The organism is Novosphingobium ovatum (genome assembly GCF_009909235.1).
GTDB lineage: Bacteria > Pseudomonadota > Alphaproteobacteria > Sphingomonadales > Sphingomonadaceae > Novosphingobium > Novosphingobium ovatum.
Map to the genome: position 1 here is coordinate 362,415 of NZ_JAAAPO010000005.1, position 13,896 is coordinate 376,310.

Below are 13,896 nucleotides of genomic sequence, written 5' to 3' on the forward strand. Positions count from 1 at the left end.
GGAATGCACGCCTAAATGGTGATTGTTCCGGTTTGCCTGCGCCCCTCTGCGCCATACACACGACAGCGGAAAAGAATTTTCAACGCTTTACGTGACATAGCAAAGGGGTTGGGCATGCTTTTTCGCCCGTTGGCCATACCGGGATTGATCGAATTCACCTGCCAACGGCATGGCGACGAACGCGGCTATTTTGCCGAGGCGTTTCGTCAAAGCGTTTTCGATCAGGCGATGGAGGATGGCGCCAACCATCGCTTCGTGCAGGATAACGAGTCGTTCTCGGCACGGGTCGGGACGATCCGTGGCCTGCATTACCAGACCGCCCCCATGGCGCAGGGCAAGCTGGTGCGATGCCTGTCGGGCGCCATCATGGACGTTGCGGTGGACATTCGCGCGGGCTCGGCCAGCTATGGCCAATGGGCCGCCCTGGTGTTGAGCGCCAAGGCCGGAAATCAGCTATGGATCCCGCCCGGCTTTGCCCATGGGTTCTGCACCCTCGCGCCTGATTGCCGCGTCAGTTACAAGGTGACGGCCTATTACAGCCCCGAGCATGACAAGGGCATGCGCTGGGACGATCCGGCCATAGGCATTGCCTGGCCTGCGGTTGCCGATCCCGAAACGCTGTCGGCAAAGGACAGGGTTCAGCCGCTGTTAGCCGACATTGCGCCCATTTTTGGCTGTGCCCCCGTGATCGCGCTGGAGGGAGAGTAGACCATGCGGGTTCTGGTAACAGGCGGCGCGGGCTTTATCGGCTCGGCGCTGGTGCGCTTTCTGGTGCTGGAGCGCGGGGCCAGCGTGATGACCATCGACGCGCTGACCTATGCCGGCAATCTGGCCAGCCTGCGCGATGTGGCCAATCACGCCAACCACCGCTTTGTCCATGCCGACATCCGCGACCGCGCGGCGATGGACCGCGCATTCGCCGATTTTCGCCCTGACCGGGTGATGCATCTGGCCGCGGAAAGCCATGTGGACCGCTCGATCACCGGGGCGGGCGATTTCATCGCCACCAATGTGGTGGGCACCTATACCATGCTGGAGGCGGCGCGGGCCTATTGGCAGGGGCTGGACGCAGCGGGGCAGGCGGCTTTCCGTTTTCTGCATGTCTCCACCGATGAGGTCTATGGCAGTCTGGACCATGACCCGCAGGCGCTGTTTACCGAAACCACCGCCTATGACCCGTCATCGCCCTATTCCGCGTCAAAGGCCGCCTCCGACCATTTGGCCAAGGCATGGCACCGCACCTATGGCCTGCCGGTGGTGGTATCGAACTGTTCAAACAATTACGGGCCATACCATTTCCCGGAAAAGCTGATCCCGCTGACCATCCTCAACGCGTTGGAGGGGCGGGAATTGCCGGTCTATGGATCGGGCGCGAATGTGCGCGACTGGCTGTATGTCGAGGATCACGCCCGCGCGCTGGACCTGATCGCGGCAAGGGGGCGGCCGGGCGAAACCTATAATGTTGGCGGGCGCAATGAACGGCGCAACATCGATGTGGTGCGCCGCATCTGTCAGGTGCTGGACCGGCTGATCCCGTCCGACCGCCCGCGTGAAGAGCTGATCCGCTTTGTTTCCGACCGGCCGGGCCATGATGCGCGTTATGCCATCGACGCGGGTAAGCTGGAGGGCGAATTGGGCTGGCGCGCGCAGGAGACCTTCGACTCCGGCATTGAAAAAACGGTGCGCTGGTATCTGGACAACGATTGGTGGTGGAGGCCGCTGCGCGCCGGATATGGCGGCGAACGGTTGGGCTTGCTGGAGAAAACGGTGTGAGGATCGCGGTAACGGGACTGACCGGGCAGGTGGTGCGGGCGTTGGCCGAAAGGGCAGAGGAACGCGGCGACGAAGTTATCGCCATCGGCCGCCCGCAGCTGGATCTGGCGATGCCCGATGCGGTTGCAGGGGCTTTGGACCGGGCGTTTTGCGGGGCGATGCCCGACGCCGTGGTGTCGGCCGCCGCCTATACCGCCGTTGACCGGGCCGAGAGTGAGGCCGATCTGGCCATGACGATCAACGCCAAGGGCGCCGCCGCCGTGGCGGCATGGGCGCATGGGCATCTTTTGCCGGTGGTCCATCTGTCGACGGATTATGTGTTCGATGGGGCAAAGGCGACGCCCTATGACGAGGATGACGCGGTTGCGCCGCAGGGGGCCTATGGCGCGTCCAAGCTGGCGGGTGAGCAGGCCGTGATGGCCGCCCATCCCGGCGCCGTAATCCTGCGCACGGCATGGGTTTACAGCCCGTTTGGCCACAATTTCGTCAAAACCATGCTGCGGCTGGCGCAGGACCGCGACGAGATTGGCGTGGTGGCCGACCAGATCGGCAATCCCACCAGCGCGCTGGACATTGCCGATGGGGTGCTGGACATCATCGAGGCGTTGACATCCCACCCAGGTGCAACGCCGCGCGGGGTGTTCCACATGACCGCCGCCGGAGAGGCCAGTTGGGCAGACTTTGCTCGCGCGATCTTTGCCGCCAGCGCGGCGCAGGGCGGGCCAGTGGCGCAGGTGCGCGCCATTGCCACCGCCGATTATCCCACACCCGCCCAGCGTCCGGCCAATTCGCGGCTGGACTGCGGCTTTCTGGCGATGGCCTATGGCGTGCGGCTGCCGGACTGGCGGGCTGCGTTGCCCACTGTGGTCGCGCGCATCCTGACCGAAACCGCCCGGCCGGAGCATGTCGCATGAAGGGCATCATTCTGGCCGGTGGCAGCGGCACGCGGCTCTATCCGATGACGATGGCGTTTTCGAAACAGCTGATGCCCGTCTATGACAAGCCGATGATCTATTACCCGCTCTCGACGCTGATGCTGGCGGGGATTCGGGAGGTGTTGATCATCACCACCCCGCACGACAGCCCGGCGTTTCAGGCGCTGTTGGGCGATGGCAGCCAGTGGGGGATGGCGATCACCTATGCCGTGCAGCCAGAGCCAAAGGGGCTGGCGCAGGCCTATACGATTGGCGCCGATTTTGTGGACGGGCAGGCATCATGTCTGGTGCTGGGCGACAACATCTTTTTTGGCCATGGCCTGCCCGAAATGATGGGCGGGGCAAGGCAGGCGGTGGATCAGGGCGGCGCGGCGGTTTTCGCCTATCACGTGGCCGATCCTGAACGCTATGGCGTGGTGGCATTCGACGCTCAACGGCGGGCCATCAGTATCGAGGAAAAGCCGGTCGCACCGCGCTCGAACTGGGCGGTGACGGGGCTGTATTTCTATGATGCGGATGTGGTGAACATTGCGGCCAATATCACGCCGTCCGCGCGCGGAGAGCTGGAGATCACCGACGTCAATCGAGCCTATCTGGAACGTGGGCGGTTGCATGTGGTGGAGATGGGGCGCGGATTTGCCTGGCTGGATACGGGTACGCCCGACAGCCTGCTGGACGCCGCCGATTTTGTCGCCACGCTGGAGCGGAGGCAGGGGATGAAGGTCTGTTGCCCAGAAGAAATCGCGTGGCGTCAGGGGTTTATTGACGATTCCGGGATGACCCGCGCGATCGACCGTCTGGGCAAGGCGGCTTATGGCCAATATTTGCGGCACCTGCTGTCCCGGGCATAGTGTCAGCCCTTTGCGCGGCGGGCTTGCAACCAATTAGGCGTTAACCCGATGGCCGTGCTGGCGCTGTTGCGGCATTGACTGTGCATGTGCAATACGTTCATAGAGCCTAGGTATATGCGCGTTGCCAACGATTGGACGCGTATTGGTTTTGTGATTCCTGGCTGCTTTGCTGCATCTGCTATCGCGCAAGACGCGTTGGCTTGTGTGAGGACATCTGAATGAAAATCACCGTTTTCGGCCTTGGTTATGTCGGCCTGTCCAACGCGGTTTTGTTGGCACAGCACAATACCGTCGTGGCGGTGGACATTTCAGCTGATCGCGTGGCGTTGGTCAACAATCGCAAATCACCTATCGTCGACGCCGAACTGGAACAATTCCTGGCAGAGCACGTATTGGACCTGAGCGCGACGACCGATCCACAAGCGGCCATGGCCGGGGCAGATTATGTCATCGTGGCCACGCCGACCAATTATGACGCCGAGACCAACAAGTTCGACACCTCGTCGGTAGAGGCGGTGATCCAGATCGCCGCGACGGCCAACCCGGACGCAACCATTGTGGTTAAGTCCACGGTGCCTGTCGGGTTCATCACCGATGTCCGCCAACGGCTGGGCACGCAACAGGTGATCTTCAGCCCCGAATTCCTGCGTGAAGGGCGGGCGCTGCATGACAACCTCTATCCCTCGCGGATCATCGTGGGTGAGCAGTCCGAGCGGGCGCGGATCTTTGCCGATCTGCTGTTGCAGGGGGCAGTTAAAAAAGACGTCGATGTATTGTTCACCGATGCTGACGAGGCTGAAGCGATCAAGCTTTTCGCCAACACCTATTTGGCAATGCGCGTTGCGTTCTTCAATGAACTGGACAGTTACGCGCTGGCCGGCGGCATGGATACACGACAGATCATTTCAGGAATTTGCCTCGATCCGCGCATTGGCAACCACTATAACAACCCCAGCTTTGGTTACGGTGGCTATTGCCTGCCCAAGGATACCAAACAATTGCTGGCGAACTACTCGCAGGTTCCGCAAAATCTGATCCGCGCGATTGTCGACGCCAACAGCACGCGCAAGGATTTTCTGGCCGATCAGATCATCGCCCGCAAACCACGCAAGGTGGGCGTATATCGACTGGTGATGAAGGCGGGATCGGACAATTTCCGGCAGTCCTCGATTCAGGGGATCATGAAGCGGATCAAGGCCAAGGGAATCGAGGTGATCGTCTATGAACCCACGATTCAGCAGGATGATTTCTTTGGCTCACGCGTCAGCCGCGATCTGGAAGCGTTCAAGGGTGAGTGCGATATCATCATCGCCAACCGCATGAGCCCCGCCATCGCTGACGTTCAGGACAAGGTGTTCTCGCGCGACCTGTTCGGCTCGGATTAAGTCGCGCGCCGCGGCGCCGCGGCACCGCACAGAACGAACACATAAAAAGGCCGGCCTCCTGACGGAGCGCCGGCCTTTTTTACGTGATGACTCCGGAGGTCAGGCCGGCGCGCTGATGCTGGCCATCGTCGCGCCGGTACATTCGTCGGTTTTGGCGCCCTTGTGGCTGCCCAGCATCGCCGCGGCGACAAAGCCGCCCACCACCAGGACAAGGAAACCGGCAACCGCCAGCCCCAGATATTTGTCGATCCATGCCTTAATCGGTGCGCCAAACAGGCGGAACAGCACGCCGACAATCAGGAAGCTGATCGAGCGCGAAATCAGGCTGGCCAGCAGGAACATCGCCAGCGGCATGCCGATGAAACCTGCCGTGATGGTGATCAGCTTGAACGGGATGGGCGTTGCGCCTTTCAGCACGATGGCCAGAAAACCCGCCTCACCGCGCAATTTGCACGCGGCATAGGGGAAGCTTTGCGTCAGATGCAGCACGTCCAGCAGCTTTTCCCCCACCAGCGCGAAGGCATAGTGACCGATCGCATAACCCAGCAAACCACCCGCGACCGACGCGAGCGTGGTGATGATGGCAAAGCGAATCGCCTTTTTCGGCTGTGCCAGGCACATCACCCCCAGCACAGGGTGGGGCGGGATCGGAAAGAAGCTTGCCTCGACAAAGGCGAAGAGCGCGAGCCACCATTGGGCTGCGGGGCCGGCCGCCTTGGCCATCGTCCAATCATAGAGTTTACGCAGCATCGCACACCTTTTGCACTGAGGGCTTGTGCTTAGCGGGCGCGGCATCGCCCAGCAAGAGCAGCACCAATTTACCCATTTGGTTATTCGCGCTTGACATTGTCACGCTCATTCGGTACAAAACAAGAACATCGAAGAATACCGAGTCGCCCCCGACGCCGGGCGCAAGGCTCTTCGTTTCCCTCCTGGCATGGACACATGACATATGGCGGAACGCCCCGAACCCGGCGCCGGCTTGGCTGGTGTCGTGAAGAAGACTTCCTGCGCCAGTCCGCCCGCCCCCCATGGCAAGTCCGCATGGGCCAAGGCGTTTCTGGCTGAACTGGCCGCGACATCCAATGTCAGCGCCGCTGCCCGCAAGGCAAAGGTTTCCACCGCGCTGGTGTATGAAGCGCGGCGCTGTGACCCGGCCTTTGCACAGGCGTGGCGCGGCGCTCTGTGCGAAGGGTACGACCATCTGGAGATGGAACTGTTGCGCCGCCTGCGCGCCGGTGAAATCAAACCCGCCGCCGGTACCAAGCGCAGCGCCCGCGCCTATGACAACGCCACCGCCTTTCGCCTGCTGTCCGCTCACCGCGAGACGGTGGCCAGCGAACGGGCCGCGCGCGACGATATGGATGAAGACGCCATCCTCGCCTCGATCAACGCCAAGCTGGAGCGGATGCGCCAGCGTTCTCTGGCGGGCAAGGCGCTGGATGACGAGGACGAGGATGAACGGCCCCATGACGCATAACCAGCAACTGGAATGGTTGCTGGCCATGTCGCCAGAGGAGCGCCTGATGGCATTGGGCAAACTGGCCCCGCATGAAAAATCCGCCTTTGCCCATCTGTGGTATCTGTGGGCGCGGCCTGAGCAATTACCGCCCGAAGGCGATTGGCGCTTGTGGCTGATCATGGCCGGGCGCGGCTTTGGCAAGACGCGGGCGGGCGCCGAATGGGTTCGTTCCATTGCTCGTCAGAACCCGGATGCCCGGATCGCGCTGATTGGTGCGTCACTGGGTGATGCCCGGGCGGTGATGATCGAGGGTGAGAGCGGGCTGATCGCCTGTGGCCACCCGCATCGCCGCCCCAGCTTCGAGCCTTCGCTGCGGCGGTTAACCTGGCCGAATGGGGCGCAGGCGACACTTTATTCCGCCGCCGAACCCGAAAGCCTGCGCGGACCACAGCACAGCCACGCATGGTGTGACGAGGTTGCCAAATGGGATCATTCCGCCGATCGCGCCATGCAAACATGGCACAATCTGATGTTGGGCCTGCGCTTGGGCGATAGGCCCCGCACGCTGGCCACCACCACACCGCGCGCAGTGCCGATCATGCAGCACCTGCTGCAAACCCCTGACCTGGCCGTCTCACGCGGGCGGACAGAGGACAATGCCAGCAATCTGCCCGCCCGCTTTATCCGGGACATCCGTCGCACACTGGGCAAAAGCGCGCTGGCGCGACAAGAACTGGACGGCGAAATGCTGCTCGACCGCGAAGGCGCGCTATGGACCCGCGCCTTGCTGGAATCGTGCCGCGAGCCCGCCGCCAGCGCCGATGTCACCCGTACCGTGGTGGGGGTCGATCCGCCCGCCTCGGCGCATGGCGATGCCTGTGGCATTGTCGTGGTGGCGTTGGGCGATGATGGCATCGCCCGCGTTCTGGCCGACCGCACGCTGGCCCGCGCCAGCCCGGAACGCTGGGCGCGGGCGGTGTCGGACACCGCCATCCGCTATCGCGCCGACCGCGTGGTGGCCGAAGCCAATCAGGGCGGGGCGATGGTAGAAAGCGTGCTGCGTGCCGCCGACATCAACCTGCCGATCCGGCTGGTGCATGCCAGCGCGGGCAAATCGGCCCGCGCCGAACCCGTCGCCGCGCTGTATGAGGCCGGCCGGGTGCGCCATGTCGGCAGCTTTGCCGCCTTGGAAGACCAGTTGTGCGGGCTGATGACGGGCGGTGATTATCAGGGGCCGGGCCGCTCACCCGACCGGGCGGACGCCGCCGTCTGGGCCTTGACCGAATTGATGCTCAACCGCCGCGCGCCACCGCGCGTCTGCGATCTGTAACCACTGACCACACCGTTTCGCAAATGCCTGACGGCCGCTTTTGGCCGGTGGCTCTCTGTGTGCGGCGCGCCCGCGTCGCCCAAGTAATCGAAAGGCGATCCATGAACTTCATCAACTCCATCGCCTCGGCGTTCAAGGCCAAGGGGCCGCGGGTGCCGCTGGCGCGATCCTATGCCTCGCCCTGGCTGTTCACGGACGGCGCGGCTGGCCGCGAAACCTTTGATTACAATGGCTCGGTCCGGCGCGCCTATCTGGACAATCCGGTGGCGCACCGCGCGGTGCGGCTGGTGGCTGATGGCATTGCGGGCGCCCCTCTGGCGCCGACCGATCCTGAACTGACCACCCTGGTCACCGCCACCAGCGGCGGACAGGCCTTGCTGGAAACGCTGGCCAGCCAGTTGCTGCTGCACGGTAACGCCTATGTCCAGATCATCAAAGACGCCGCCGGATGGCCGGTCGAGCTGTTCGCGCTGCGCCCGGAACGTGTGACCGTCCTGTTTGGCAATGACGGCTGGCCCACCGGCATCGCGTACAAGGTGGGCAACAACACGCTGAACATCCCCATGCTGGATGGCGATGCCTCGCCCAATGTGATCTGCATTCGCGGGTTCCACCCGGCCGATGACCACTATGGCGCGGGGTGTCTGAACGCCGCCGATCAGGCGATCGCCACCCACAATGCCGCGGCCCGCTGGAACCGCGCGCTGCTGGAAAACGCGGCGCGGCCTTCGGGGGCGCTGGTGTATGACACGGCCAATGGCGGCAGCCTGTCCTCGGAACAGTTCGACCGCCTGCGTGACGAGTTGAACCGCGCCTTTGCCGGCAATGTCAATGCGGGCCGCCCGATGCTGCTGGAAGGCGGGCTGAAGTGGCAGTCGCTCTCGATGAGCCCGGCCGACATGGATTTTGCCAGCCTGAAGTCCGCCGCCGCCCGCGATATCGCGCTGGCCTTTGGCGTGCCGCCGATGCTGCTGGGTCTGCCCGGTGACAGCACCTACAGCAACTACCGCGAGGCAAACCGCGCGCTGTGGCGCCTAACGCTGCTGCCGCTGGCGGGCAAGCTGTTTGCCGCACTGGCCGAAGGGCTGGTGACCTGGTTCTCGGATGCGCGGCTGTCGATCGATCTGGATAAGGTGCCAGCCCTTGCCGAAGACCGCCAGAGCCTGTGGTCGCAGGTGAATGCCGCCGATTTCCTGACGCGCGAGGAAAAGCGCGCGATGATCGGCCTGTCTCCCGAAATGCCCGCCGCCCCCGCCTCGGAGGTACCCCATGAAGCGTGAGGACATGCTGGCCCGGCTGATGGCGCAGGAAACCGCCCAAGGTGGCGACGTCGCCACGCTGCGCGCCATCGTCGAGGAAGCCAGCGAATTGGGCGCGGCGCGGATGCTGGCCCGCATGGGGCTGAACGACGAGAGCGCGCCCGATGACTTGAGCGAGCTGCGCGAATTGCTGCGCGCCTGGCGCGATGCCAAGCAGAGTGCGTGGCGGGCGGTGGTCGACTGGGCGGTGCGCGGCATTCTGGCGGGCGTACTGATCGGCATCGCGATGCGCTCTGGCGCGATGGACCTGCTGCGATGAGCGCGGTGTTGCCCGAAAGGGTCGATCCCGCCACCGCCGGGCTGCGCTTTGCCGGCTATGCGGCGCTGTTTGACCGGCGCGATGCGGGGCAGGACACGATCCGCCCCGGCGCGTTCAACCGCACGCTGGAGGAATGGCGGCGCAACGGGCGTGGGCCCCTGCCGCTGTATTGGCAACACCAGCCCGAACAACGCATCGGCTGGATCGAACAGGCCAGCGAAGACGACCACGGCCTGCGCGTCATCGCCCGCATCGACAACCCGCAGGGCGGCGCGGCCGCAGCGCTCAAAGCGGGCAAGGTGAACGGCCTGTCCTTTGGCTATCGCGCCCGTGGCTTTCAGCGGGACGCGCTGGGCCGCGAATTGACCGACATCGACCTGTTCGAGGTGAGTCTGGTGACTCACCCGATGCAGCCCGACGCCCGTGTCCACATGATTGCCTGAATTGCCGCAGGCCATCCGCAGCCATGCGGAGGCCTGCATCTCAACCCTTTGTTCCGGCCGCCTGATGGGGCGGCCTTTTAGTGTGAAAGGTGAAAGCCCCATGGAAATCGAAAACCACGAAGACGCGCTGAATGCCTCGTTCGATATCGTTGCGCGTCAGGATGCGACCGAAACCACGGTCAACACCCTGCGTTCGGAAATCGCCGAGGTGAAGTCGCGGATGGACCGTGCGGCGCGCCATGCGGGTCGCCCGATGCTGGGTGGCAACGCCGCCCCCAACATCGAGATGAAGGGCTTTGTCGATGGCTATCTGCGCGCTGGCCGCGAGACCGAGCTGAAGTCGATGACGATCTCGTCGGCGGCGGATGGCGGCTTTGCCGTGCCCAGCGAACTGGACCGCCGCATCGCCGAAAAGCTGGTGGCGCACAGCCCGATCCGTGCGATCGCCCAGGTCGTGCAGACCGGCACCGCCGACTATCGCAAGCTGATCTCGCTGGGTGGCACGGTGTCGGGCTGGGTCTCGGAAAGCTCGGCCCGCCCTGGCACCAGCAGCCCGCAGTTTGCCGAAATCATCCCGCCCGCCGGTGAACTCTACGCCAACCCCTCGGCCAGCCAGCAGATGCTGGATGATGCCGCGTTCGATCTGGAAGCCTGGCTGGCCGACGAGATCGCCCGTGAATTCGCCCGTGCCGAAGGCGCCGCCTTCATCACCGGCACCGGCTCGAACCAGCCGATGGGATTTTTGGGTGCGCCGGTCAGCACCGCGGCCGATGCCAGCCGCACGTTTGGCACGCTGCAATACATCGCTTCGGACAATGCCACCGGCTTTGGCACGACTCCCGACATGCAGCTGATCGACATGGTGATGGCACTCAAGGCGGGCCATCGTCAGGGTGCGGTTTGGGTGATGAACTCCAAGACGCTCTCGACCGTACGCAAGCTGAAGGACGCGGACGGTGCCTTCCTGTGGCAGAACAGCCTGATCGAGGGCCAGCCCGATCGCCTGCTGGGCTATCCCGTGATCGAGGCCGCCGAAATGCCCGATGTGGCCGCTGGCGCCTATCCGATCGCCTTTGGCAACTTCAACGCGGGCTACATCATCACCGAACGCATGGGCACGCGCATTCTGCGCGATCCGTACAGCAACAAGCCCTTCGTCAACTTCTATGCCACCCGCCGCGTGGGCGGTCAGGTGCTGGATAGCGACGCGATCAAGCTGCTGAAGATCGCCGCCGCCTAAAGGGGTCTCCCCGACCGGGCGGTTCCCTCCCCTGCCGCCCGGCGCCTTGGCGCCCGCACACCGTTGCCCTGCCCTCTCCTGCTGCGGGAGCGGGCGCCACCCTTTTGTCCCACCCCAATGAACGGAGACCGCCATGATGCGGGTTATCGTCACCCCGGCGGTGCTGCCGCCATCGGCTTTGGCCGAACTCAAGGAATGGCTGGGTATCTCCACGACGCTGGACGATGCGCCGTTGACCCAGTTGCTGGAAGCCGCGATCGATGTCTGTACCGATTACACCGGCCTGACGCCCCTGACCTGCACGGTCGAGGAAACCATCCGCCTGCCCACCGATTGGCGCCGGATACCACCCGCCAGCGAATGGCAGACCCATGCCTATCCCGCTGAATGGAGCCCTCCGGCGACCCAACCGGGCTGGCAGGTGTTGGCCACACGTCCGGTGATCAGCATCACCAGCGTGCATGCGGTGCGCGCCGATGGCACGCGGGATCAGCTGGACACCAACGCCTATGACCTGCGGATCAACGCCGAGGGCGAATGCGGCCTGCGCGTGATTGATCCGGGCAACCATGTGCATGCCGTGGTCCGCTTTACCGCGGGACTGGCCAGCCAATGGAGCGATCTGCCGCCCGGTATCCGCCACGGCATCATCCGTCTGGCCGCGCATCAACACCGCGCGCGCGAAGACGCCGGTGCCAGCCCCCTGCCGGCAGCCTCGGTGACGGCGATGTGGCGTCCCTGGCGCCGGGTGCGGCTGACGTGATCGTCGCGCGCCTGTCCGATGGCAATGCCTTTGCCTCGGCACTGACCGCTACGGCCCGCGCCTTTGCCCAGGCGCAGGCGCAGACCACCTATCTGGCGCGCCAGCAAAGCCCATTGCGCTGGCGCTCTGCCGGGCTGTTGTGGCCCGACATGGCGCTGCGCCCACCGTCGAAAGGTTAGGCACCATGGAAATCCCCCTGCGCGCGGCCTTGATCGCCTGGCTGGCTGGCGATGCGACTCTGGCCACATCGCTCAACGCCGTCACCGAAGAGGCCCCCTCACGTACCAGCCTGCCGTGGCTGTCGATCGCCGCCAGCGCCAGCGCCGACTGGAGCACCAAGACCGAAACCGGTTACGAAACCCGCATCGCGCTGGAACTGCATTGCCGGGGTGATCGCCCCGACAGCGCCGCCACACTGGTGCAGGCCATTCAGGACCGGATCAAGGCTCTGCCCCGCACGCAGGACGGGTTTGCCGTGATCGGCATCCATTTCCTGCGCGCCCGCGCCGAACAGCGCGGCGAAAGCCAGCGGCTGATCCTGCTGGAATACCGTTTCCGCACGCTGAACGCGTGATTGTCCCCCGGTCGGCGGCATCCGCCCCCGGCCCTGCCATCCCAATGGAGAACCGCCCATGTCCGCCCAATCCGGCGCCGCATTCCTGCTGAAGATTGCCGATGGCGCCACCCCGCCCGCGTTCAACACCGTGGCCGGGCTGCGCACCACGCAAATGTCCATCGCCGGTCAGGCGGTGACGATCACCACCAAGGACAGTGCCGGTTGGCGCGACCTGTTGTCGGGCGCTGGTGCCCGCGCGATCTCGGTCAGCGCGGCCGGCGTGTTCATGGGGTCCGCCGCCGAAAGCCGGATGCGCGCCAACGCCATTGCCGGGACGCTCGACACATATCAGCTCAGCTTTGAGGACGGGCAGAAACTGCAAGGGCAATTTCTGGTCCAGAAGCTGGAATATGCGGGCGATTACAACAATGAGCGCAGCTATACCGTGCAGTTGGAAAGCTCGGGCCCGGTGGTGACGGTATGAGCCAGGCCGCCGCCAATCCTTGGCGCGGTGAGGCCAGTCTGAACATCAATGGCCAGCCGCATGTGCTGCGCCCCAGCTTTGCCGCACTGGTGGCGGCCGAGGATGAGCTGGGGCCGCTGTTCGCGCTGGTCGAACGCGCCGCAGCCGGCCAGTTGCGGCTGGCCGAGCTGGTGGCGCTGTTCTGGCATTGTCTGACCAACAAGGACGGCCTGACCCGCGATGGCGTCGGTCAGGCCGTAATGGCGCAAGGTCTTTCGGGCGTCGCCCCGGCGCTCAAAGCCTTGCTGGGCCAGATCCTCCAAGGCGCGGGCTGACCCATGGCGGATGACGCGCGCTTTGGCCCCGGCGCCCGGCGGCTGGCCGGTTTGGCCGGTCGGCTGCTGGGCTGGCGTCCGGCCGAGTTCTGGGCCGCCACCCCAGCAGAGCTGGCCACCATCCTGTCCCCCGAACCCCACCCGGCCAACGCCCCGCTCAGCCGCGCTGAGCTGCAACGCATGATGGAGCGCGACCCATGACCACCTCTTCCAGCAGTAGCACGCCGATCCAAAGCCTGCTGATCGACGTGCGCGCCAGCACGCAGGGCTTTGCCCAGGACATCACGACCATGCGCAGCGGTTTCGACAGCACCTTGCTCCCCGGCTTTACGCAGGCAGGCAATGTGCTGGCATCGGGCCTGACCGGCGCGATCCAGCATGGCACCACCGGCTTTGGCGCGCTGCGCAGCACGGCGTTGCAGGTGATGGCAGACATTGCCAGCGCCGCGGGCAACAGCCTGCTGGGTGGCGGCACAACCATCAGCGGCGGACTTACGGGCGCGCTGTCCTCGATTCTGGGGCTGCCCGGTCGTGCGACTGGCGGACCGGTTTCGCCGGGCCAAGCCTATCTGGTGGGTGAGCGCGGGCCTGAACTGTTCGTCCCAACCTCCGCCGGCTCGGTTGCCAACAACCAAAGCCTGAATGGCGCCCCCCGCGAGGTGCGCGTGTCGATCAATGTCAACGCGCCCGCAGGCACTGACGCCCCGCAGGCGTTGCAGCGCTCGGGCCGCCAGATCGCCAGCGCATTGCGCCGCGCCCTGTCTCAATCCTGATCAATCGGA

At 64.6% G+C, this 13,896-nt stretch carries 19 protein-coding genes; 18 read left to right on the forward strand and 1 reads right to left on the reverse strand.

Annotated features, from left to right (window positions below; translation table 11 throughout):
* The first annotated feature begins 114 nt into the window (after window positions 1–114).
* The 5 genes from rfbC (at window position 115) to GTZ99_RS14090 (ending at window position 4,944) form a co-directional block, all read left to right on the forward strand.
* Window positions 115–708 (forward strand): dTDP-4-dehydrorhamnose 3,5-epimerase, encoded by a 594-nt coding sequence (gene rfbC / locus GTZ99_RS14070; protein ID WP_161719917.1) that lies wholly within the window; start codon window positions 115–117, stop codon window positions 706–708.
* Window positions 709–711: 3 nt separating this feature from the next.
* A complete protein-coding gene (gene rfbB, locus GTZ99_RS14075; RefSeq protein WP_161719919.1) occupies window positions 712–1,773 on the forward strand; it encodes a dTDP-glucose 4,6-dehydratase in 1,062 nt (353 codons plus the stop codon).
* Window positions 1,770–2,687: a dTDP-4-dehydrorhamnose reductase gene (rfbD, locus tag GTZ99_RS14080; protein WP_161719921.1), complete on the forward strand. Its 918-nt coding sequence runs from the start codon at window positions 1,770–1,772 to the stop codon at window positions 2,685–2,687. Before rfbB ends, rfbD begins: the two co-directional genes overlap by 4 nt.
* Window positions 2,684–3,559, forward strand: coding sequence for a glucose-1-phosphate thymidylyltransferase RfbA (gene rfbA, locus GTZ99_RS14085; protein ID WP_161719923.1), 876 nt, complete (start codon window positions 2,684–2,686; stop codon window positions 3,557–3,559). The genes rfbD and rfbA overlap by 4 nt, the downstream gene beginning before the upstream one ends.
* 218 nt (window positions 3,560–3,777) lie before the next feature.
* Window positions 3,778–4,944 (forward strand): nucleotide sugar dehydrogenase, encoded by a 1,167-nt coding sequence (locus tag GTZ99_RS14090; protein WP_161719925.1) that lies wholly within the window; start codon window positions 3,778–3,780, stop codon window positions 4,942–4,944.
* A 99-nt stretch (window positions 4,945–5,043) separates the two neighbouring features.
* Here GTZ99_RS14090 and GTZ99_RS14095 read toward each other — a convergent pair whose 3' ends face one another.
* Window positions 5,044–5,694 (reverse strand): YqaA family protein, encoded by a 651-nt coding sequence (locus GTZ99_RS14095; protein ID WP_161719927.1) that lies wholly within the window; start codon window positions 5,692–5,694, stop codon window positions 5,044–5,046.
* A 244-nt stretch (window positions 5,695–5,938) separates the two neighbouring features.
* Between GTZ99_RS14095 and GTZ99_RS14100 the strand changes: the two genes are divergently transcribed.
* From GTZ99_RS14100 to GTZ99_RS14160, 13 genes are all read left to right on the forward strand, one after another.
* Window positions 5,939–6,424, forward strand: coding sequence for a hypothetical protein (locus GTZ99_RS14100; protein WP_201742536.1), 486 nt, complete (start codon window positions 5,939–5,941; stop codon window positions 6,422–6,424).
* Complete coding sequence (locus GTZ99_RS14105; protein ID WP_161719929.1) at window positions 6,414–7,736, forward strand: DNA-packaging protein; 1,323 nt, start codon at window positions 6,414–6,416, stop codon at window positions 7,734–7,736. The genes GTZ99_RS14100 and GTZ99_RS14105 overlap by 11 nt, the downstream gene beginning before the upstream one ends.
* 101 nt (window positions 7,737–7,837) lie before the next feature.
* Complete coding sequence (locus tag GTZ99_RS14110; RefSeq protein ID WP_161719931.1) at window positions 7,838–9,016, forward strand: phage portal protein; 1,179 nt, start codon at window positions 7,838–7,840, stop codon at window positions 9,014–9,016.
* Window positions 9,006–9,314, forward strand: coding sequence for a DUF6127 family protein (locus GTZ99_RS14115; RefSeq protein ID WP_161719933.1), 309 nt, complete (start codon window positions 9,006–9,008; stop codon window positions 9,312–9,314). Before GTZ99_RS14110 ends, GTZ99_RS14115 begins: the two co-directional genes overlap by 11 nt.
* Window positions 9,311–9,757, forward strand: a complete 447-nt coding sequence (locus GTZ99_RS14120; protein ID WP_161719935.1) for an HK97 family phage prohead protease — start codon at window positions 9,311–9,313, stop codon at window positions 9,755–9,757. The genes GTZ99_RS14115 and GTZ99_RS14120 overlap by 4 nt, the downstream gene beginning before the upstream one ends.
* Before the next feature lie 100 nt (window positions 9,758–9,857).
* Window positions 9,858–10,997: a phage major capsid protein gene (locus GTZ99_RS14125; RefSeq protein ID WP_161719937.1), complete on the forward strand. Its 1,140-nt coding sequence runs from the start codon at window positions 9,858–9,860 to the stop codon at window positions 10,995–10,997.
* A gap of 133 nt (window positions 10,998–11,130) precedes the next feature.
* Entirely contained in the window at window positions 11,131–11,760 is a 630-nt protein-coding gene (locus GTZ99_RS14130) for a head-tail connector protein (protein WP_161719939.1), read from the forward strand.
* On the forward strand, window positions 11,757–11,939 hold the full coding sequence (locus GTZ99_RS14135) for a hypothetical protein (RefSeq protein WP_161719941.1): 183 nt from the start codon (window positions 11,757–11,759) through the stop codon (window positions 11,937–11,939). Before GTZ99_RS14130 ends, GTZ99_RS14135 begins: the two co-directional genes overlap by 4 nt.
* Window positions 11,940–11,944: 5 nt before the next feature.
* Window positions 11,945–12,334: a DUF3168 domain-containing protein gene (locus GTZ99_RS14140; protein ID WP_161719943.1), complete on the forward strand. Its 390-nt coding sequence runs from the start codon at window positions 11,945–11,947 to the stop codon at window positions 12,332–12,334.
* Between the two features lie 58 nt (window positions 12,335–12,392).
* Entirely contained in the window at window positions 12,393–12,800 is a 408-nt protein-coding gene (locus tag GTZ99_RS14145) for a phage major tail protein, TP901-1 family (protein ID WP_161719945.1), read from the forward strand.
* Window positions 12,797–13,114 (forward strand): gene transfer agent family protein, encoded by a 318-nt coding sequence (locus GTZ99_RS14150; protein WP_161719947.1) that lies wholly within the window; start codon window positions 12,797–12,799, stop codon window positions 13,112–13,114. The genes GTZ99_RS14145 and GTZ99_RS14150 overlap by 4 nt, the downstream gene beginning before the upstream one ends.
* Before the next feature lie 3 nt (window positions 13,115–13,117).
* Window positions 13,118–13,315, forward strand: coding sequence for a phage tail assembly chaperone (locus tag GTZ99_RS14155; protein WP_161719949.1), 198 nt, complete (start codon window positions 13,118–13,120; stop codon window positions 13,313–13,315).
* Window positions 13,312–13,887 carry a tail tape measure protein gene (locus GTZ99_RS14160; protein ID WP_161719951.1) on the forward strand — a complete coding sequence of 192 codons (576 nt, stop codon included), beginning with the start codon at window positions 13,312–13,314 and terminating at the stop codon, window positions 13,885–13,887. The genes GTZ99_RS14155 and GTZ99_RS14160 overlap by 4 nt, the downstream gene beginning before the upstream one ends.
* Window positions 13,888–13,896: the final 9 nt, after the last annotated feature.